We start from the raw sequence: 20452 nt of genomic DNA, 5'->3' as shown, positions 1-20452 counted from the left end.
ATCCGCCATTGTTTTGGCGTCCAATAACCCCCACCTGCCTTAACGCGGCGTGAAGCCCGCCCTTGTGACTAGGTAGGATTTTCCTATATTCGCGCACAAACTCCGGAGAGACCCATGGCCCTTGATCAGACCCCGCCGCTCAATTCGCTTGGCTTTGCCAAAGCGCCTGCCGATACGCGCGTCGTCGTGGCGATGTCGGGCGGCGTGGACAGTTCCGTCGTCGCGGCCATGCTCAAGGACGAGGGCTATGACGTCGTCGGCGTGACCCTACAGCTTTACGACCACGGCGCGGCGCTGGCCAAGAAAGGCGCCTGCTGCGCAGGGGTCGACATTCAGGATGCCCGCCGCGTGGCCGAGGAGATGGGCTTCCCGCATTACGTGCTGGATTATGAGAACGTCTTCAAGGACGCCGTGATCGACGAGTTTGCCGACAGCTACCTCGGCGGTGCGACGCCCGTACCCTGCATCCGCTGCAACGAGCGGGTGAAGTTCAAGGATCTGTTGGAAACCGCAAAGGACCTCGAGGCGGACTGCATGGCCACCGGCCATTATATCCAGCGCAAGATGGGTGAGAACGGACCGGAGTTGCATGCCGCTGCCGATGGCAACCGCGACCAGAGCTACTTCCTCTTCTCCACCACCGAAGAGCAGCTGTCCTACCTGCGCTTCCCGCTGGGCCATCTGCCAAGCAAGGACGACACCCGCAAGCTCGCCGCGAAATACGGGTTGGAGGTCGCCGATAAGCCCGACAGTCAGGACATCTGCTTTGTCCCGAACGGCGACTACGCCGCGGTGATCCGCAAGTTGCGCCCAGAGGCCGCTGATCCGGGCAATATCGTCGACACCGAGGGCAATGTGCTGGGCAGCCACGAGGGCGTGATCCATTACACCATCGGCCAGCGCCGGGGCCTCGGCATCGGCGGTCTGGCCGATCCGCTCTATGTCGTGAAGCTCGACCCAGAGCGCAAAGAGGTTGTCGTCGGCCCGAAATCCATGCTCGCCACCCGTAAAATCCCGGTGCGCGAGATCAACTGGCTAGGCGATGCGCCCCTGACCTCGCAGGCGGAATGGAACATCGCTGTGCGGGTGCGCTCTACCCGTCCGCCACGCGATGCGATCCTGCGCCCGATCAGTGAGACGGAGGCCGAGGTCGAGCTGCTCACCGCCGAGGAAGGCGTCTCTCCCGGGCAGGCCTGTGTTTTCTATGATCCTGAAAGTACGCGCATTTTCGGCGGCGGCTGGATTCACCGCGGCTGACAGCCCTTACAGCCGCGCCAGCACCGCCCGCGCGGCGCGCAGGCCGGGTGCCTCACCCCCCTGCCCCAAACGCGCCATCGTCAGCGCCATGGCGTCCTTCTGGGCGCCGGGCGCGCGCAGCACTTGCAAGACGCCTTCGGCAATCGGGCCGGGGCGGCAGTTCGCGCCGATGAATTCGGGCACCACGCGGGTTTCCGAGACAAGGTTAACCAGCGTCACCGTATCCACCCGCAGCATCCGCCCGATGATCTGGCGGCTGATCCAATTCATGTCATAGGCGATGACCATCGGCGTGTTCACCGCGGCAAGCTCTAGCGACACGGTGCCCGAGGCGGCCAGCGCCACATCCGCTGCGCGGAAGGCGGCGCGTTTGCTGGCGGTGAAAGCCTCGGCACTTTGGTCGCGCGGGTCCAGCACCAGCGGGCTGCCCGCCCAGTTGCGCGTGACCTGTTTGACCAAGGCCGCCACGGGGCTCGCCGCAGGCACCACGACGCGCAGAGAAGGCTCGGCCTCCACCAATCGGGCGACGACCTGCTGGAATACGGGGGCCAGCCGCGTAACCTCGCCCCGGCGCGAACCGGGCAAAGCCAACAGCAAGGGTGCGTCGGCAAGCCGGTGTTCGGCGCGGAACGACGCGGCGGCGGCGTCATCGGCCACAGGCTCGGCCACCACCGGGTGACCGACGAAATCACAGGCCATGCCCGCCGCTTCCATATAGGGCGGCTCGAAGGGGAAAAGCGCCAAGACGTGATCGACGGAACGGGCCATCTTCTCGGCCCTGCCGGGGCGCCATGCCCAGACGGTTGGGGCCACGTAATGCACTGTTCTGATGTCGGATTTCTCTTTCACCTTACGCGCCACGCGCAGTGAGAAATCGGGGCTGTCGATGGTGATGAGCACATCCGGCCTCAACTCGACCACCGCCTGCGCCGTCTCGTTGATCCGGGCCATCAGTGCGCGGTATTTCGGCAGGATTTCGGCCAGCCCCATGACGCTGAGCTCATCCATATTGAAGCGGCTTTCCAGCCCCTCAGCCATCATCTGCGGCCCACCGATGCCGTCGAATGTCACCTTGGGGCAGAGCTCTTTCAGCCCCGCCATCAGCGCGCCGCCCAGCCGGTCGCCCGAAGGCTCGCCTGCCAGAATGAAGACTTTCATCCCGCGTCCCCCTCTCGGACCCAAAGCACCAATCCCAATTCATCGGCCAGCGCCACGCAGGCGTCACGCTCCAGCAACATCACGCCGCCCGCCTTGACCACCACGCCCGCCAGCCCCGCCGCATGGGCGGCGCGCAGCGTGTCGGGACCGATGGTCGGCAGGTCGATCTCACGGATTTGGCCGGTTTTCGGGCCTTTGCAAAGCACTGCGCGCGCGCCCTGTACCGCTTCTGGCAGGGTCGCAAGCAGGTGATCCGTGCCCCCAATGGTCTCAACCCCATAGACCTGTTCGCGCCCGATCACACAGGCCTGCCCGATGTCCAAGCTTGCCAACCCATCAAGCACCGCCGCGCCGCGCGCCGCATCCCGGCTCATCTGATCGTCGGGCAGCTCGCGGGACAGCACACCGCTGTCGGCCAGCAGGTCTGGGACGAGTTCATCGGCCCCGACCACCCGCAGGCCGTGATCTTCGAAAATCGTCTTGATCACCTCGAGCGCGCCATTGTCGCCCGCCGCAAGGGCGGCTTTGAACTGCGGCACCAAGGGCGCCGTGCGCATGTCGAGCTTGGCAGGATCGAGCGTAGGCCGGTCAATCGCACCGCAGAGGCAAACCTCGCGGATGCCAAGGCCCAGAAGATGCGCAAGCAGACTGCCCAAAGTCTCCAACCGAAAGGTCAGATCGGCCTTCAGCCCATCGGGCGCGCAGCCCTCATAGGCGCAGACCAAAGGCGGCACGTCCTGCGCCGCCGCCACCCGCGCGGGCAGGCCGCCGCGCCCGGCGATCAGCGCAAGGCTCATTTCGGCGTCAGGAAATGGCGGCCCGTGTCGGCCATGACGAAATCGACGATCTGGCGGACGTAATCGCTTTGCGTCTCGTCCCCCAAACGCCGCGCCCGGTCCGAGAATGTCCCCTCGCCCTGCGCCAGCATCTGGAACGCGGCCCTGAGCGCTGTGATGTCGCTGCGCGCCACGCCCGCGCGTTTCAGCCCAACGAGGTTCAGCCCGTCAAGATCACCGCGCGGCGCTTGCACGAGGCCGTAGGGGATCACGTCATTCGTCACCATGGTCACCGCGCCGATGATCGCACCCTGCCCGATCCGCACCCATTGATGAATGCCAGACAGCCCGCCGATGATCACGTCATCTTCAAGCACGCAATGCCCGGCGACGGCGGCGTTGTTCACCACGATCACGCGATTGCCAACAACAGCGTCATGGGCGATGTGACAGCCGGCCATGAAGAGCCCGTCATCCCCCACGCGGGTCACCCCGCCGCCGCCTTCGGTGCCGCAGTTCATGGTGACATGTTCGCGGATGCGGTTCCGCTCCCCGATGACCAGACGGCTGGCTTCGCCCTTGAACTTCAGATCCTGCGGAATTTCACCGATCACCGCGAAAGAGAAGATCACTGTGCCCGCGCCCACCTCGGTCCGGCCGGTGACGACGACATGGGATTTCAGCTCCACATCCGCCTTCAACACGACCCCGGGCCCGACCACGCAGAAGGGGCCGACGCGCGCCGAAGGGTCGATCTGCGCGCCCTCTTCGATCACGGCACTGGGGTGGATATTGCTCATGCCGCGTCCTGCGGAAGATCCAACATCGCCATGAACTCGGCCTCGGCGGCCATTTCACCCTCAACGGTGGCCACGCCGCCGAACTTCCAGATCTTCGCACCCGGCTTGCCGCGCAGGGTCTTGAGGTCCATCCGCAGCACATCGCCGGGGCCAACCTTGCGGCGGAACTTACATTTGTCGATGGACATGAAATAGATCAGCATGTCGCGGTCCTGCATGCCGAGGGCCGTGCCCACCATCACACCCGCAGTCTGGGCCATTGCCTCCACAATCGTCACGCCCGGCATGATCGGCGTGCCGGGGAAATGGCCCTGAAAATGCGGCTCGTTCATGGTGACGTTCTTATAGCCGACAGCACTCTCGGTGCCCGCGATCTCTTCGACCTTGTCGACCAGCAAAAAGGGATAGCGGTGCGGCAGGATGCGCTGGATCATTTGGATATCGGCGCGCAGCAGCTCTTCGGTCATGGACTGTCCTTTGTCTCAGAAGGTTGCTGAAGGGCTACCAATTCGGGCGGCTGGGGGCAAGCATCCCGGCGGGGGCGGCGCTTACTCGGAGTCCGTCAGCCCGCTGCCGATCGTCTCGTCCAGAAGCGCAATCGCCTCATCCGTGACCTCGATCGCGGAGGACGAGACAAAGACCCGACGCCGCTCCAGAATGACCGCCGCGTCGGAATTGCGCATCAACTGCTCAAGCACCGGGGCCGCAGCGGCCAGAAACCGCTCCCGCTCAAGGTCCAGCGCCTCGCTCAGCGCCCGGTTCTTCGCCGCCTGCTCTGCCCTTGTGCGCTGCACCTTTTCGTCAAAGGCATCGGCCAGCAGCCGGAACTGGGCCGGTTTCAGCTGAGAGCGTTTTTCGGTGAGTTCGCGTTCTTCCGCCTCAAGCGCCGCTTCGATCTCACGGTTCTCCGTGGCCAATTGCTCACTCTGGGCTTCGATCTCGCGGCTGACACGCTCGCCAAAGGCGCTGTCACGGAACAGCCGTTCGGAATCGATGGTCAGCACCGGGCTGATCACACCGCCCCCTGCGGGGGCGGCTGTATTTGTCTGAGGGTCCGCCACGGGCGCCTGCTGCGCGAGGCCGGGGGTGGCCCCGGCCAGCATCATCACCAAGGGGATGAAGGCGCGGCGCATGGGCTTAGAACGTGGTCCGCAGTGTGACCTCAAAGCTTTGCTCTTTGTCAAAGCTCTCTTTCTTCAGCGCGTCGGAGACGTTGAACTGAAGCGGGCCAAGCGGCGTGTCCCAGAAGACCGAGAAGCCGATCACATGACGGAACGAACCGCTTTCGCCGACGATGGTGCCGCCGGAGGTGTCCACATCGCTCAGATCCCACAGGTTGCCCACGTCGTAGAAGACGCCGCCGGTGATGCCATATTCCTCAGGCAGACCCAGCGGGAACTCGGCCTCGAAACGGGCCACGGCAAAAAGGTTGCCACCAAGCGCGTCGTCCACCCCGTTGCTCTGATCGCGCGGGCCGATGCCGCCCGGCTCAAAGCCGCGCATGATCGACGGGCCGAGGATAAAACGGTCAACCGCACGGTTGGTACCGCTGTTCCACGACAGCGCCCCGCCTTCGAGCGTGGCACGCAGGGTGACTTCCTCGTTAAAGATACGCTTCTCGCCCGCGACTTTGGCCGTGGTCTTGATATATTCGTTGTCCCCGCCAAGCCCGGCGAAGTCCTGCCCGAACTCGAACAGAACGCCCTGCGTCGGGTCCAGCCCGCTGCGACGGGTGTCATAGGTATAGGTGTAACCGACAGAGGAGGAGAAAAGCGCGCCCTCTGCGATTTCACTCGCGATGGTGGCGCTGTTGTCTTCGTCCTCCCGCTCCAGCATCTCGATCCCTTCGAGGGTATAGCGCGTCGACAGACGGCCATTCTCGCTGACCGGGAAGGTCAGGCTGGGCTGGAAGACCAGACGTTCGGTGTCATAACTGGTGTAGGAGGAATTGGTCTCGGCGTAGTCCAGCTTGAGGCCAAGAGCCACATCGCGGCCAAGGAAGCGCGGCTCGACAAAGGTCACGCCATAGCGGGTGGCATCCTCGGCGGTGGAGATCGACAGGTTCAACCGCTGGCCGCGCCCGAGGAAGTTTTCCTCTTGGAAGCTGACCGCCACACCGAAACCGTCGTTGTTAGAGAAGGAGCCGCCGAAGTTCAGCGAGCCTGTGGGCTGTTCCTCCACATCCACGTCGATCACGACCTGCTCAGGGCTTGAGCCTTGGCGGGCGTTGACCTCTGCCGTCTCGAAATACTGCAACGCGCGGATGCGTTCCGCTGCTTGGCGGATTTCGCGTGGGTTGAAGGGGTCACCCTCCACGCTGTCGAATTCGCGCCGGATCACGCGGTCAAGCGTGGTGGTGTTGCCTTCGATGTCGATCCGCTCAACAAAGATGCGCTCCCCACGGGAGAGCCTGTAGGTCACGTTGAGCGACAGATCGCGGTCATTGCGGTCGATCACCGGCTCGACCCGCAGGAAATCGACGCCATCGCGGATCGCTTGGCGCTCGATCCGGGCGATGTCATTCTCGATCAGGGTCGGGGAATAGATCACGCCGGGGCGGATCTTGAGCAGGTCGCGGTACACGGCGGCGTTCAGCCCCGGCACTTCGGACTCGACCGACACCTCGCCGAAACGGAACTGCTGCCCCTCGGTGATGTTATAGGCCACAAAGACACCATCACGCTCTTCGGTCAACTCGGCATTCACCGCCTCGGTGCGCATGTCGACATAGCCGCGCGAGAGGTAGAAATCCCGCAGCAACTGTTTGTCGGCCTCAACGCGCCCCTCGACATAGGTGTCGCGTTTGACCAAACGGCGGAACAGACCGGCCTGTTTGGTGCCAAGCACGCGGCGCAGGCGACGGTCGGAATAGACGCGGTTGCCGACAAAGCTCAGACGCTCGATCTCGACATTGTCGCCTTCGAAAATCTCGAACACCAGATCGACGCGGTTCTGGTCGCGGCGGATGATGCGCGGCTGCACGCGGGCCGACAGGCGCCCCTCGTTGCTATAAGCCTCCGCAATGGCGGCGGCGTCTTGCTCGGCTTGGCTGGGGTTGAACACCCGGCGCTCGGTCGACCCGATGAGCTCGGCCAGCATTTCGTCCTTGATGCGGCGGTTGCCTTCAAAGCTGACGCGGTTCAGCGTCGGCAGTTCGACCACCGTGATCACCAGCGTGCCGCCCTGCGGCTCAAGCGAGACGGATTCGAACAGACCCGAGTTTTGCAGGTTCTGATAGGCGTCGTTCAATTGACCACCCGTCACCGCCTGCCCGCGTCCGATACCCGCGCGGCGCGAAATGGCGCTGTCGTTGATCCGCTCGTTGCCGTCGATGACGACCGTGTTGAACTGATATTGCTGCGCCTGCGCTTGGCTGCCGGGCACGAGCCAAGCGACGGACAACATGACACAAAGCGATGCCCCCCGAAGGGTCTTGCCGACATTGCTGCGCTGCGCCCATTCGACGGGCATTCTGCCCTCGTTCCTCAGTCCCATTACACCGACCCGTTTTTTACGACATTGTTGTCAACCTGACTACGCAGGTTAACGGGGTTTGTCAAAAACAACGGCGGGAAAAATATACCATATCATGCGGCAAGTTGGGCCGGAATGACATGATGGGACAAGATCGTGTGAAACCGCCCGATCCGGGAGCTCGCAGCGGTCAGAGAGAGGCGACAAAGGCCCCTGCGGAGAGCGCCGCCGCGATGGCCGCGCCAAAGAACGCACGGTCCCAGTTCAGGTCCAAAAGCAGGCTCAGGCCGCGGTATGTTCCTTGCAAGACGTGCATTTTCGGTTCCTTCTAGGTGAAAGCGATCCCTAGCCGGAAATTGCGGCACGATTTTGTTCAATTATGGCCATTTCAAGGCATTGCGCCCTGCCAGTGACGGCAGGGCGCAGCGTCTCTTTCGATTTCAGCGGTGCGGAGCCCTTACGGACAGAACAGATCATTGCCGAGCGCGAAGAGCATCAAGGTCAGCACCAAGGCGATGCCGATGCTCATCAAAAAGCGCAGCGCGCCGTCGCTGGGCGGTTTGCCGGTCACCGCCTCATAGGCGTAGAACACCAGATGCCCGCCGTCCAAAGCCGGGATCGGGAAGAGGTTCAGCAGGCCGACCGCCGTGCTCAGCACCGCGATGAAATAGATGAAGGACTGCGCCCCTTGGCTTGCCATCGCGCCCGAGGTCTGGGCGATGCCCACCGGGCCGCTGAGGTTGCAGGTGCTGATATTGCCCACGATCATCTCACGCAGGCCCGAGATCGACCCGGTGATGATGCGCCAGGTGTTGTCCAAACCGGTGCCAAGCGCCTCGCCCACGCCGGGGGTATCGGTCGCAGGCACGAAGGCCATGCCGCCAACGATGCCAATGCGCAGGTTCTGTTTGAAACTGCCATCGGGCTGCGGCTCATCCGTGGCTTTGGGGACAAGAGTGAAAGGCAGGGTCTCGCCATCGCGCCAGACGGTCAACTCCTGCGGGGCCCCTTCGGAGGCTTCGACCACCTCTTTCAATTCCCCAAAGGCCACGATCTCTTGCCCATTCACCGCGGTGATCACATCGCCGCTGCGCAGACCAGCCTCTTGCGCCGCCGATTGTGGGGCGACATTGCTGACCAGCGGCGGCATCAGATAGGGGCCGGGCACGGTCAGTTCTTCGCCATCGCGGGTGATGTCATAGCTCAGAACCGCTTCCTGCGGCAGGTTGGTCAGGAAATCGCCATAGCCTTCCCCGGCAGAGAGCGAGGGCACCGGGGTGCCTTCGACCGCGCGCAGAACATCGCCCGGAGCCAACTCATAGGCATCACTCGGCAGCGCGCGCAGCTCGCCCACGGTCAGCGGATCACGGGCGGTGCCCGCTGTCATCGCCACAGCGAAGAAAATGATGATCGACAGGGCAAAGTTGAACACCGGCCCCGCCGCCACGGTCAGCGCACGGGCATAGAGCGGCGCGCCGTGCATCGTGTGACGCAGCGCCTCGGGGTTGTCGGCGAGCGCTTCCATCGCGGTCTCATCCTTGCCGGATGCCGCATTGGAATCGCCTGCGAATTTCACATAGCCGCCAAAGGGCAGCAGCGCGAACTGCCAGCGCGTGCCGCGTTTGTCGACGCGCGAGAACAGCACCGGGCCGAAGCCGAGACTGAAGACATCCGCCTTGATCCCGGTCCAACGGCCAACAATGTAATGCCCGTATTCGTGGATCGCCACGATCACCGACAGCGCCACGACAAAGGCCAGTATCGTCCAGATCAGCCCGCCGAACTCCGGCAAAAACCCCATGATGTCCAACGTGCTACCCTGCCCTTTTCTGAATTGCGGCCTCTGCCGCCTTGCGTGCGAGATGGTCCGCCTGCGCCACCAGTTCAAGTGTCATGTCGTCGCGGCCCTGCGCGGCCTCTTCGGCGCGGCGCTCCAACACCTCTTCGACGATCTCGGCCATCTGCGTGAAGCGCAACCGCCCGTCGATGAACCCATCAAGCGCCACTTCTTTGGCCGCGTTGAAAACCGCGCCCGTCAGACCGCCCGCCGCCATAACGTCCCGCGCGAGGCGCAGTGCGGGCCAGCGGGCATCATCGGGGGCGGTAAAATCGAAACGCCCGATCTTGGTCAGATCCAGCCGCTCAACCGGAACATGCCCGCGCGCGGGGTGGTGCAGCGCATAGCCGATGGCATGGCGCATATCCGCGGGGCCGACATGGGCCATCAGCCCGCCGTCGCAAAAGCCTACCAGCGCATGGATCATCGACTGCGGATGCACCAGCACTTCGATCGCCTCGGGGGAGACGCCGAAAAACTCCCGCGTTTCAATGACTTCCATTGCCTTGTTGAACATCGACGCCGAGTCTATGGTGATGCGCTGCCCCATGTCCCAGTTGGGATGGCTTGAGGCTTGATCAAGCGTCGCGTTGGCGAGGTCTTCCAGCGGCCAATCGCGAAACGCGCCGCCGCTGGCAGTGATGATGACACGCTCAACCGCGGCCATGTCTTCGCCGACCAGCGCCTGAAACACGGCGGAATGTTCGCTATCGACCGGCAGGATCGTCGCGCCGTGGCGCGCGGCCTCGCCCATCATCAGCGCCCCGGCGCAGACCAGCGATTCCTTATTGGCCAGGGCCAGCGTGCCACCTTGGCGCAGCGCCGCCAGCCCCGGTGCCAGCCCCGCCGCACCGATGATCGCCGACATGGTCCAATCCGCCGGGCGCGATGCGGCCTCGGTGATCGCCTCGGCCCCTGCTGCGGCTTCGACAGCGCTGCCACTGAGCGCATCGCGCAGATCATCCAGCAGGTCTTCACGCGCGGTGACGGCCACATCGGCCTTCAGCGCAATGGCGTCCTTAGCCAATTGCGCGATATTGCCCGCGCCGGTCAGGGCCACGACCTCATAGGCGTCGGGCGCGCGGCGGATCAGGTCAATCGTGTTCTGACCGATGGACCCGGTCGCCCCCAGTATCGAAATCTTGCGCGGCATAGCGGGTCAGTTCACACCCGGCGGGAAACCGATCAGCGGCCCGACGATCAGCAAGAAGACGGCGGCGCCCAGCATCCCGTCAAAACGGTCCAACAGACCGCCATGGCCGGGGATCAGCGCCGAGCTGTCTTTGACGCCCATCTTTCGCTTCATGCCCGACTCCGCCATATCGCCCATCTGAGAGGCCATCGACAGGGCCACCGAGATGCCGACGAGTTGCAGGCCAAAGCCCGTGTTGAACGAGAAAATCAGCCCGACAACAGCCGCCCCGACCCAGCCCGAGGCGGTGCCAGACCATGTTTTCTTGGGGCTGACCTTGGGCCAGAATTTGGGCCCGCCGATGGCGCGGCCTGCGAAATAGCCCACCACATCGGTCACCACGACCACCAGCACCAGCCACATCAACCAGCCAAAACCCATGTCATCGCGCAGCTGGATCAGGCCAAAGCCCGCCAGCAGGATCAGCGCGGTAAAACTCATGTAAAGCGTGCGATTGGCGCTCAATAGTGCAAAGCCCGCCAGCGCCGGAGCCAGCAAAAGCGGCAGGCCAAAGCCCACCGGCAGATAGACCGAGGCCAGCACCGCCGCCGCGGTCACCAGCCCCAATTGCCAAGCCGCCGCTTGCCCCTGCCCGCGCAGCATGCCGACCAATTCCCAAACCATCATGCCGCAGATCAGCGCCACCAGCAGATGAAAGACGGTGCCGCCCAACCAGATGCCCAACAGACCGATCAGGATCATCGCACTGGCCGATAGCATACGGGCGCGTAGGTCGGACCATTGTTCAGGTGATTTCATCGCAGCTTTCCTCAGGTCTTGACCGCACCGAACCGCCTGTCACGCCCGCCATAGGCGACGCAGAGCCGGGCGAATTCCTCGCGGGTGAAATCCGGCCACAGCGTGTCGATGAACTCATATTCCGCATAGGCCGATTGCCACAGCAGAAAGTTCGAAATCCGCGCCTCGCCGCTGGTGCGGATCACCAAATCGGGGTCGGGCAACACATGGGTATCGAGGTAGCGCGGCAGGGTCTCTTCGTCCACCGAGTCAGGGTCGAGCTTGCCGCTGGCGACATCTTGCGCCAAGCGATGCGTGGCGCGGGCCACCTCATCGCGGCCGCCATAATTGAGCGCGATGGTCAGATTGATGCGGGTGTTATGGGCGGTATGGGCCTCAAGCTCTCCCATGAGCTTGATCAGCTTGTCATCCAGCCGGTCACGATCCCCAATGAACCGCACCCGCGCGCCATAGTCGCTAAGGCTGCGCATTTCCTTGGAAATATAGCGCCGAAACAGAGACATAAGCCCCGCCACTTCGACCTGCGTACGCTTCCAATTCTCGGTCGAGAAAGCAAAGATCGTCAGATATTCGACCCCCACATCGGGGCAGCATTCGACGATCTCGCGCACGCGTTTGGCCCCGGCGTGATGCCCAAAAAGCCGGGGCCGCCCGCGTTGGGTGGCCCAACGGCCATTGCCATCCATGATGATCGCCACATGGCGTGGCCCGCCGGGTATCGTTTGGGGCTGAATTTCGGCGGTGCTCATGTCTCGACCTTTTTCTTTCAAGTTCTGTCTCCCTGCGTCTTGGCGGGGTCAGACTTGCATGATTTCGGCCTGTTTCGTCTCAAGCTGTTCATCAATGAGCGTGATGAAACGGTTGGTCAGATCCTGCACTTCGCCTTCCCAGATTTTCTGGTCGTCCTCGGACATGGCGCCGTCGTTCTTGGCCTTCTTGATCTGGTCCATCCCGTCGCGGCGGATGTTGCGGATCGAAACGCGCGCGTGTTCTGCATACTGCCCGGCAACCTTGGTCAACTGGGTGCGGCGCTCTTCGTTCAGCTCGGGGATCGGCAGCATGATGATGGTACCATTAAGCTGCGGATTGATGCCCAGTCCGCTTTCGCGAATGGCCTTCTCAACCTTGCCGACGAGACCCTTGTCCCAGACGTTGATCGTGACCATGCGCGGCTCAGGCACATTGACGGTGCCGACTTGGTTCACCGGGGTCATCTGGCCGTAAGCCTCGACCATCACCGGCTCCAGCATGGAGGCCGAGCCACGCCCCGTGCGCAGCGATGCGAACTCGGTCCGAAGCGACGCAATCGCGCCGTTCATCCGCCGTTCAAGATCATCGGTATCGAGCATAAATTCGTCTGACATGGCGAGCCTGCTTGTTGTTTCCTTGCGTTACGGCTTTCTAACGGTGGCGCGGCGCTTTCACAACTGCCCATTGTTGCGCCACCATACGCGCCCCGCGCCCCTGTTGTGAGAGACGCGGGCGGCATCAGGTCAATCGCCCCGCCGTGGGGCGATGCCTTGGAATGCGGGTCGGAATTACCCGACGCGGGTATAGGTGCCCTGCCCCGCCAAGATACCTTGGAAGCCGCCCGGCTCATCCAGCGAGAAGACGATAATCGGCAGGTTGTTGTCCCGCGCCAGCGCGATGGCAGAGGCGTCCATCACGCCGAGCCGCTTTTGCAGCACGTCGTCATAGCTCACCAGATCATAGCGTTTCGCATCGTCGAACTTGGCCGGGTCTTTGTCATAAACACCGTCGACCTTGGTGCCCTTGAAGATCGCCTCGCAGGACATCTCATTGGCGCGCAGGGTCGCGGCGGTGTCGGTGGTGAAATAGGGGTTGCCGGTGCCCGCGGCAAAGATGCAGACCCGCTTCTTCTCAAGGTGGCGCACGGCGCGGCGGCGGATATAGGGCTCGGCCACTTCGTTCATGGTGATCGCGCTGATCACGCGGGTGTGGATGCCCAAGCCTTCGAGTGCCGATTGCATCGCCAGCGCGTTCATCACGGTGGCGAGCATCCCCATGTAATCCGCCGTGGTCCGCTCCATCCCCTGCGCCGAGCCTTGCAGCCCGCGGAAGATGTTGCCGCCGCCGATCACCATGCAGATCTCGACGCCGAGGCTGTGCACCGATTGCACCTCACGGGCGATGCGTTCGACGGTTGGCGGATGCAGACCATAGCCGAGGTCACCCATCAGCGCCTCCCCGGAAATCTTTAGCATCACGCGGTTAAAGGAGACTTGGGGGGTGTCTTGGGACATCGGGCACACCTTACTATTTCACCAACCGGGGGAGATTTAAGCCTTGCGGCGGTGAAGGGTTTTCATTTCGCGCCAAAATGTCGCAAATACGCCCAAGGTTCAATGCGGGACGTAAGGAAGACGCAAAGAAATGCCGGATATTCCCAATGCCCAGATGGACGCCCTGTTGCAAGACTTACCGCCCGAACGGCCGGTGTTGATCGCCGGGCCGACTGCCAGTGGCAAATCCGCCCTTGCCCTCGCCATTGCCGAGGCGCAGGGCGGTGTGATCGTCAATGCCGATGCCAGTCAGGTCTACGCCCCCCTGCGCATCATCAGCGCCCGCCCCTCGCCCGAGGAAGAGGCCCGCGCGCCGCATCTGCTTTATGGTCATCTGGCCGAAGATGCGCCCTATTCCACCGGCCATTGGCTGCGCGAGGTGGCCCCGCTGTTGGGCGGCGATCAGCGGGTGATCATCACCGGGGGCACCGGGCTTTACTTCTCTGCCCTGACGCAGGGGCTGGCCGAGATTCCGGCCACCCCGGTAGAGGTGCGCGCCCAAGGCGACGAGATGGCGCTCGAAGACCTGTTGGCCGGGCTGGATGCCGAGACCGCCGCAGGCCTCGACCAACGCAACCGCGCGCGGGTGCAGCGCGCTTGGGAAGTGTGGCAGGCCACCGGGCGCGGCCTGTCGGACTGGCAGCGCGACACCGGCGCACCGCTTTTGCCGCTGGCGGACTGTCTGCCGATCGTCTTCGATGTCGAGCGGGATTGGCTGAACGCCCGCATCGCACAGCGCTTTGACCTGATGCTCGAGCAAGGCGCCTTGGAAGAGGTCGCCGCCCTTCGCCCGCGCTATGACCCATCCCTGCCCGCCCATCGCGCCATCGGCGTGCCGGAACTGATCCGCCACCTCGACGGCGACTGGCCGCTGCACCGCGCCCGCGAGGCTGCCGTGGTCGCCACCCGCCGTTTCGCCAAACGGCAGCGCACTTGGATGCGCAGTAAGATGGCAGATTGGCAGCGGGTCACGCCGGAATAGCCGCCGAGCGGGCGGAATTTCTTGCGTTATCCCAACCCTCCGCTAGCCTGACGTTGAAGATTGCCCTTGTAAGGTTTCCATTTCTCAACGAAAGCGCCGCGTGCCCGAGACAGAGATTCAGACCCAGACCTTGGCCCAGGTTTCGGCGGGGCAAGACTGGCGGCTGACCCTCGCGCACGACCGCGACCACCATCTTTTGATCTGGATCACCCGGGGCCAAGGGCGGCTGCTGCTCGACGGCCAACGCCGCGGCATCAGCCCGCATAACGCGCTTTGGATACCGGCGCGGTCGCTCTTCGCGCTGGAGCTGGGCTATCAATGTCTGGGCCATGCGGTGCTGATCCCCAAAGACAGTGACGAAAGCCTGCCCGAGACCCCGCGCCAATTGCGCATCCGCGACGGGGCGGCACAATCGGAGATCGCAACCCTCATCGAACAGACCCAACGGGAGGTCCAACAGGCCCGCCCCCTGCACCAAGATGCGCTCAAAGCGCAGGTGGCGCTGATGTCGGTCTGGCTGCGCCGCCAGATCATGGCAGAGACGCATACCGCCCCCCGGCCCAAGGCAGGCGACAGGCTGAGCGCGCGGTTCTGCGCCTTGGTCACTCAAGACGCCCCCAAGGGCACCAGCATGGCCGAACACGCCGCAGCTCTTGGCGTGACCCCAACCCATCTGACCCGCGCCGTGAAAGCGGCCACCGGCAAATCCGCCGCTGACCTTCTGACCGAGCGCAGTTGCCATGCCGCCCGTCGCCTGTTGGCCGAGACCGATCACACCGCTGCCGAGATCGCCGCCACCTTGGGCTTCGGCTCTGCCGCCTATTTCACCCGTTTCATGCAACAGCACAGCGGCCTGCCCCCCAGCAAACTGCGCTGAGAGCCGGGCCGAAATGTCGCTTTCAGACCCTCAGCATGTCGCAAAAACTCCTCCAAACTCCTCAGCCGAATGTTGACGCGCGAGTGATTTCCGTGCCTCATGGCTGAACCGCTCCGCACAGGGGCGGGGCAATGGACACGCGCAGGCTGCCAGAAAGACCGCCAAAAGGTCTTCGGCACCCCAGCGCAACAAGGCAGAGAAAACCTGCCGCGAACAGAACCGGCGCCCCCAAGGCGCCGCACCAATTAAAAAGGCCAAAAGGCCGCATCGTCGGGCCAAGTCACCGCCCGACCCTGCTACAGGGGACCACATGGGACTATTCATTTTGCGCCGGCTGGGTGTGATGTTGCTGACGGCGCTTTGCCTGACGTTCATCGTGTTCTGGCTGACCAATCTCTATCCGAACCTCGAAAAACTCGCCAAGACCCAAGGCAACTTTCGCATGTCGGACGAAGCCGTGGCCAGCTACCTCGATGACCGCGGCTACCTACAGCCCACGGTCGACAAGTTCGGCGAATGGCTGGGCGTGCTGCCCGGCTGGGTCACCGAAGGCGAGACGCCCGAGGAAACCTTTGGCCGCTGTTTCGCCCCCGGCACCCCGGAGGAGGACCGCCCCACCCGCTGCGGCATCCTGCAAGGCGATTGGGGGTTCTCGACCGTCTTCAAAGAACCCGTGGGCGAAACGGTGCTGACCCGTCTGGCGCTCACTGGCAAGCTGATGCTCTGGGTGCTGGTGCTGATGGTCCCCTCGGCGCTGATCGTCGGCGTGCTGGCGGGGATGCGCGAAGGCTCCAAGCTCGACCGCTCGCTCTCCACCTTCTCCATCGCCACCACGGCGACGCCTGAATATGTCTCGGGCGTGATCTTCATCGCGGTGCTGGCGTCCTCGCGCTTTGGCCTATCGCCGCTGCTGGCCGAATGGGGCTGGATCGACAGCAAGACACTGTTTCTGGGCTCGGCCACCTCGGCCATGAAAGATGCGAACTTCTGGAACTTCTTTCTGCCGGTGCTGACCATCTCGCTCTACGGCATGGGCTATATCGCGCGGATGACGCGGGCCTCTATGACCGAGGTGATGACCGCGCAATATATCCGCACCGCGCGGCTTAAGGGCGTGAAATTCTCAGAGATCGTGCTGAAACACGCGCTGCGCAACGCGCTCATTGCGCCCTTCACCGTCATCATGCTGCAAATCCCGTGGCTCTTGAACGGCGTGGTGATCGTCGAGACCCTGTTTAACTACAAGGGCTTCGGCTGGCTTCTGGTGCAGGCGGCGGCCAATAACGACATCGAACTGCTGCTGGCGGTCTCGGTCGTGTCGGTGATCGTCGTCCTCGTGACGCAGCTGATCTCGGACATCGGCTATGTTTTCCTCAACCCGCGCATTCGCATTTCTTAACGGAGCTTGGACATGGAACCTTTGACATGGACCGGGTCGCTTGCGGGGCTCAACATCATCTTCCTCGGGCTTACGGTGCTTCTGGCCTTGGCCGTAGCGGTGCAGATCGTCGTTTCCTTCTTTCCCGCCAGTGAGGCACGCCAGATCAACCCGGATGGCACCGTCGCCCGGCAAGGCGGGCTGGCGGGCGGGGTGAACCGGGCGGTGATCCTGCTCTTTGCGCTGCTGATCCTCGTCCTGCTGATCTATATCATCGCAGGCGCCTTCATGGGGCCGCAGGCGGGCATCATCGGCGGCATGTCGCAGCAGATGCTGCCCGTGTGGATCGCGCTGATCCTGACCTTCGCGCTCTCTATCCACTTCAAGCGGCGGCTCGGCCTTTACGGCAAGCTGTTTGACAGCACCGTCGGCATGATCGGTTTCGCTATCGTCATGTTCTGGGTCTACACCGGCATCTTCGGCGGGCTGTTCGATCTGTTGGTGACGCATGACAGCCTCAGCCAGACCTCGGGGATGAAGAACAAACTGCCCGGCACGCCCCTGCGCAGCCCGGATGAAGGCGAATACCCTTGGTTCCTTTTGGGCGGTGACAACCTTGCCCGCGATGTCTTTTCCCGGCTGATCAAAGGGTCTTGGGTCGTGGTGCAGATCGCGCCGATGGCGACGCTCTTTGCCTTTATGGTGGGGATCACGCTGGGCCTGCCTGCGGGCTACTATGGCGGGCGGTTGGATACGGTGCTGAGCTTTCTGGCGAACCTGATCCTCGCCTTCCCAGTAATCCTGCTGTTCTACCTTCTGGTCACGCCCGAGATCGTGCTCACCGGCATCCCGAACTACATGGCGGTCTTCCTATTTATCTTCCCGCTGATCTTCCTCGCCGTGCTGTTGAACGCGCGCTACTACACGCAACCTTCGTTCCGCACGCCGCTTCTGATCGTGGTGCTGGGGGTGGTCGGCTGGCTCTACCTGTCGCTGGTCTCCACCGACGGGGCGATCGTGGCGACAGACAGCTACCGCATTCCGGGCCTGCCCGGCATGATCGACCTTTTCGACATCGACCCCGGCGTGCTGGTGGTCTTTGTCTCGGTGGTCTTCGTGAACTCGCCCACGGTGTTCCGCATCGTGCGCGGCTTGGCACTCGACATCAAAACCCGCGACTACGTCGCCGCCGCCCAGACCCGTGGCGAAGGCCCGTGGTATATCATGCTGTGGGAAATCCTGCCCAATGCGCGCGGGCCGCTGATCGTCGATTTCTGCCTGCGCATCGGTTATACCACGATCCTTTTGGGCACGCTGGGCTTCTTCGGCCTCGGGCTAGAGAGCGAGAGCCCCGATTGGGGCAGCACGATCAACGCGGGCCGCCGCCTGCTGTCGCTCTACCCGCATGCCGCTATCGCGCCTGCGCTGGCGCTGCTAAGCCTCGTGCTGGGTCTGAACCTCTTGGCCGATGGCCTGCGCGAAGAATCCCTGCGCGACTAAAAAACATCCTCCGGGGGGCCAGCCTCCCGGCCCCTTTTGATCCCCCGACTGGGAGAGCCAAATGCCAAAGACTGATTACGACGGTCCCATTCTTGAGATCAACAACCTGTCGATCTCCTTCTTCACCCGTTTGCGAGAGATTCCCGCCGTGATGGATTTCTCTGTCAACGTCCAACCGGGAGAGGCCGTGGGGCTGGTGGGCGAGAGCGGCTGCGGCAAATCCACCGTGGCGCTGGGCGTGATGCAGGATCTGGGTCGCAATGGCCGGATCGTCGGCGGCTCCATCAAGTTCAAAGGCCGCGACCTGAGCGAGATGAGCCCCGAAGAGCTGCGCGACATTCGCGGCAGCGAAATCGCGATGATCTACCAAGAGCCGATGGCGAGCCTGAACCCCGCCATGCGGATCGGCAAGCAGCTGATGGAAGTGCCGATGATCCACGCCGGCATGTCCGAGAAGGAAGCCTATGCACGGGCCCTGCAAGTGGTCACGGACGTGAAACTGCCCGACCCCGAGCGCATCCTGAAGGCCTATCCGCACCAGCTTTCGGGCGGGCAACAGCAACGTATCGTCATTGCCATGGCGCTGATGTCCGAACCCTCGCTGCTGATCCTCGATGAACCGACGACCGCCCTCGATGTTACCGTTGAGGCCGCGGTCGTCGAACTGGTGAAGGATTTGGGCAAGAAATACGGCACCTCGATGCTGTTCATCTCGCACAACCTCGGGCTGGTGCTGGAAACCTGCGACCGGATCTGCGTGATGTATTCGGGCGAAGCGGTCGAGAAAGGCTCGATCGAGGATGTCTTTGACGAGATGCAGCACCCCTATACGCAGGCGCTGTTCCGTTCGATCCCGCTGCCGGGGGCCGACAAGAACGCGCGGCCCCTGAAGGCCATTCCGGGCAATTTCCCCCTGCCCCACGAGCGCCCGCCGGGCTGCAACTTCGGCCCGCGCTGCGACTATTTCGTCCGTGGCCGCTGCGACGCCGCGCCGATCCCGATGGAGAGCGTGCCCGGCAACGACCGGCATGAGACCCGCTGCATCAGGTTTCAGGAAATCGACTGGCAAGCGCCCTTGGATCTGGCCGAGGTCAAGGAAAAGAGCGATGTCGGCGAGGTCGTCCTCAAGATGGACAAGCTCAAGAAATACTACCAAGTCGCGGCCAATGCCATGTTCGGCGGCGGCAATACCAAAGTGGTCAAAGCCAATGAATCCCTAAGCTTCGAGGCCCATGAAAGCGAAACCCTCGCCATCGTGGGCGAGTCGGGCTGTGGCAAGTCCACATTCGCCAAGGTGCTGATGGGGCTAGAGACGGCGACCGAGGGGCATATCTACCTCGACGGGCGGGACATCGGCGGCGTGCCGATTGATGACCGCACGACCAAGAACGTGGCCGATGTGCAGATGGTGTTTCAAAACCCCTTCGACACGCTCAACCCCTCGATGACCGTGGGGCGGCAGATCATCCGCGCCTTGGAGATTTTCCGCATCGGCAAGAATGAGAAAGAGCGCCGCCAGCGCATGCTCGAACTGCTCGATCTGGTGAAACTGCCCCGCGAATTCGCAGGCCGGATGCCGCGCCAACTCTCGGGCGGGCAAAAACAACGCGTCGGCATCGCCCGCGCCTTTGCCGGGGATGCGCGGATCGTGGTGGCGGACGAGCCGGTCTCGGCACTCGACGTGAGCGTACAGGCCGCGGTCACCGACCTGCTGATGGAGATCCAGCGCGAGCAGAAGACGACGCTTTTGTTCATCTCCCACGACCTTTCGATCGTGCGCTATCTCTCGGACCGGGTGATGGTGATGTATCTGGGCCATGTGGTTGAACTGGGCGACACCGGTCAGGTCTTTGCCCCGCCCTATCACCCCTATACCGAAGCGCTGCTGAGCGCGGTGCCGATTGCCGATACCAAGGTGAAAAAGAAACACATCGTGCTGGAAGGCGACGTGCCTTCAGCAATGAACCCGCCCCCGGGCTGCCCTTTCCAGACGCGCTGCCGGTGGAAGTCGCAGGTGCCCGGCGATCTGTGCGAACGCGAGGTGCCGCCGATGGTGACCATGGCCGACGGCCTTCAGATCAAATGCCACCTCTCCGCCCAGCAATTCGCCGAGATGGAGCCGGTGATCGAGACAGGCACGGCGGCGGAATGAGAAAAGG

General features: G+C 63.2%; 19 protein-coding genes. 6 read left to right on the top strand and 13 right to left on the bottom strand.

Going from position 1 to position 20452, the window contains the following annotated elements; translation table 11 throughout:
• Positions 1 to 114 precede the first annotated feature (114 nt).
• Entirely contained in the window at positions 115 to 1257 is a 1143-nt protein-coding gene (mnmA, locus tag ACGYK9_RS00440; protein ID WP_067266051.1) for a tRNA 2-thiouridine(34) synthase MnmA, read from the top strand.
• Between the two features lie 6 nt (positions 1258 to 1263).
• Here mnmA and lpxB read toward each other — a convergent pair whose 3' ends face one another.
• From lpxB to pyrH, 13 genes are all read right to left on the bottom strand, one after another.
• Positions 1264 to 2415 (bottom strand): lipid-A-disaccharide synthase, encoded by a 1152-nt coding sequence (gene lpxB / locus ACGYK9_RS00435; RefSeq protein WP_394407511.1) that lies wholly within the window; start codon positions 2413 to 2415, stop codon positions 1264 to 1266.
• Complete coding sequence (locus tag ACGYK9_RS00430) at positions 2412 to 3212, bottom strand: LpxI family protein (protein ID WP_394407509.1); 801 nt, start codon at positions 3210 to 3212, stop codon at positions 2412 to 2414. Before ACGYK9_RS00430 ends, lpxB begins: the two co-directional genes overlap by 4 nt.
• Positions 3209 to 3991, bottom strand: coding sequence for an acyl-ACP--UDP-N-acetylglucosamine O-acyltransferase (lpxA, locus tag ACGYK9_RS00425; RefSeq protein ID WP_394407507.1), 783 nt, complete (start codon positions 3989 to 3991; stop codon positions 3209 to 3211). The genes ACGYK9_RS00430 and lpxA overlap by 4 nt, the downstream gene beginning before the upstream one ends.
• Positions 3988 to 4458 (bottom strand): 3-hydroxyacyl-ACP dehydratase FabZ, encoded by a 471-nt coding sequence (gene fabZ / locus ACGYK9_RS00420; RefSeq protein WP_067264885.1) that lies wholly within the window; start codon positions 4456 to 4458, stop codon positions 3988 to 3990. The genes lpxA and fabZ overlap by 4 nt, the downstream gene beginning before the upstream one ends.
• Positions 4459 to 4539: 81 nt before the next feature.
• Entirely contained in the window at positions 4540 to 5124 is a 585-nt protein-coding gene (locus ACGYK9_RS00415; RefSeq protein ID WP_394407505.1) for an OmpH family outer membrane protein, read from the bottom strand.
• 4 nt (positions 5125 to 5128) lie between these two features.
• Entirely contained in the window at positions 5129 to 7462 is a 2334-nt protein-coding gene (bamA, locus tag ACGYK9_RS00410) for an outer membrane protein assembly factor BamA (RefSeq protein ID WP_394422351.1), read from the bottom strand.
• Positions 7463 to 7655: 193 nt separating this feature from the next.
• A complete protein-coding gene (locus ACGYK9_RS00405) occupies positions 7656 to 7781 on the bottom strand; it encodes a hypothetical protein (protein WP_269451576.1) in 126 nt (41 codons plus the stop codon).
• A 141-nt stretch (positions 7782 to 7922) separates the two neighbouring features.
• Positions 7923 to 9266 (bottom strand): RIP metalloprotease RseP, encoded by a 1344-nt coding sequence (rseP, locus tag ACGYK9_RS00400; RefSeq protein ID WP_394407501.1) that lies wholly within the window; start codon positions 9264 to 9266, stop codon positions 7923 to 7925.
• Between the two features lie 13 nt (positions 9267 to 9279).
• Complete coding sequence (gene dxr / locus ACGYK9_RS00395; RefSeq protein ID WP_394407499.1) at positions 9280 to 10455, bottom strand: 1-deoxy-D-xylulose-5-phosphate reductoisomerase; 1176 nt, start codon at positions 10453 to 10455, stop codon at positions 9280 to 9282.
• Positions 10456 to 10461: 6 nt separating this feature from the next.
• Complete coding sequence (locus tag ACGYK9_RS00390; RefSeq protein ID WP_067261564.1) at positions 10462 to 11253, bottom strand: phosphatidate cytidylyltransferase; 792 nt, start codon at positions 11251 to 11253, stop codon at positions 10462 to 10464.
• Between the two features lie 11 nt (positions 11254 to 11264).
• Positions 11265 to 12002: a polyprenyl diphosphate synthase gene (uppS, locus tag ACGYK9_RS00385; protein WP_394407496.1), complete on the bottom strand. Its 738-nt coding sequence runs from the start codon at positions 12000 to 12002 to the stop codon at positions 11265 to 11267.
• Between the two features lie 48 nt (positions 12003 to 12050).
• Complete coding sequence (gene frr / locus ACGYK9_RS00380; protein ID WP_067261561.1) at positions 12051 to 12617, bottom strand: ribosome recycling factor; 567 nt, start codon at positions 12615 to 12617, stop codon at positions 12051 to 12053.
• 174 nt (positions 12618 to 12791) lie between these two features.
• Positions 12792 to 13517 (bottom strand): UMP kinase, encoded by a 726-nt coding sequence (gene pyrH, locus ACGYK9_RS00375; protein WP_067261559.1) that lies wholly within the window; start codon positions 13515 to 13517, stop codon positions 12792 to 12794.
• Between the two features lie 130 nt (positions 13518 to 13647).
• On the opposite strand from pyrH, the gene miaA reads away from it, so the two are divergent.
• The 5 genes from miaA (at position 13648) to ACGYK9_RS00350 (ending at position 20445) form a co-directional block, all read left to right on the top strand.
• Entirely contained in the window at positions 13648 to 14538 is an 891-nt protein-coding gene (gene miaA / locus ACGYK9_RS00370) for a tRNA (adenosine(37)-N6)-dimethylallyltransferase MiaA (protein ID WP_394407494.1), read from the top strand.
• Positions 14539 to 14638: 100 nt separating this feature from the next.
• Positions 14639 to 15415, top strand: a complete 777-nt coding sequence (locus ACGYK9_RS00365) for an AraC family transcriptional regulator (RefSeq protein WP_394407492.1) — start codon at positions 14639 to 14641, stop codon at positions 15413 to 15415.
• A gap of 310 nt (positions 15416 to 15725) precedes the next feature.
• Complete coding sequence (locus ACGYK9_RS00360) at positions 15726 to 16814, top strand: ABC transporter permease (protein ID WP_394407490.1); 1089 nt, start codon at positions 15726 to 15728, stop codon at positions 16812 to 16814.
• Between the two features lie 12 nt (positions 16815 to 16826).
• Positions 16827 to 18293 (top strand): ABC transporter permease, encoded by a 1467-nt coding sequence (locus ACGYK9_RS00355; RefSeq protein WP_394407488.1) that lies wholly within the window; start codon positions 16827 to 16829, stop codon positions 18291 to 18293.
• A gap of 61 nt (positions 18294 to 18354) precedes the next feature.
• A complete protein-coding gene (locus tag ACGYK9_RS00350; RefSeq protein ID WP_394407486.1) occupies positions 18355 to 20445 on the top strand; it encodes a dipeptide ABC transporter ATP-binding protein in 2091 nt (696 codons plus the stop codon).
• Positions 20446 to 20452 lie beyond the last annotated feature (7 nt).

It is taken from the genome of Sulfitobacter sp. 1A15258 (assembly GCF_043557045.1).
GTDB classification, from domain to species: domain Bacteria; phylum Pseudomonadota; class Alphaproteobacteria; order Rhodobacterales; family Rhodobacteraceae; genus Sulfitobacter; species Sulfitobacter faviae.
This window is presented reverse-complemented; position numbering and strand designations above follow the sequence as displayed.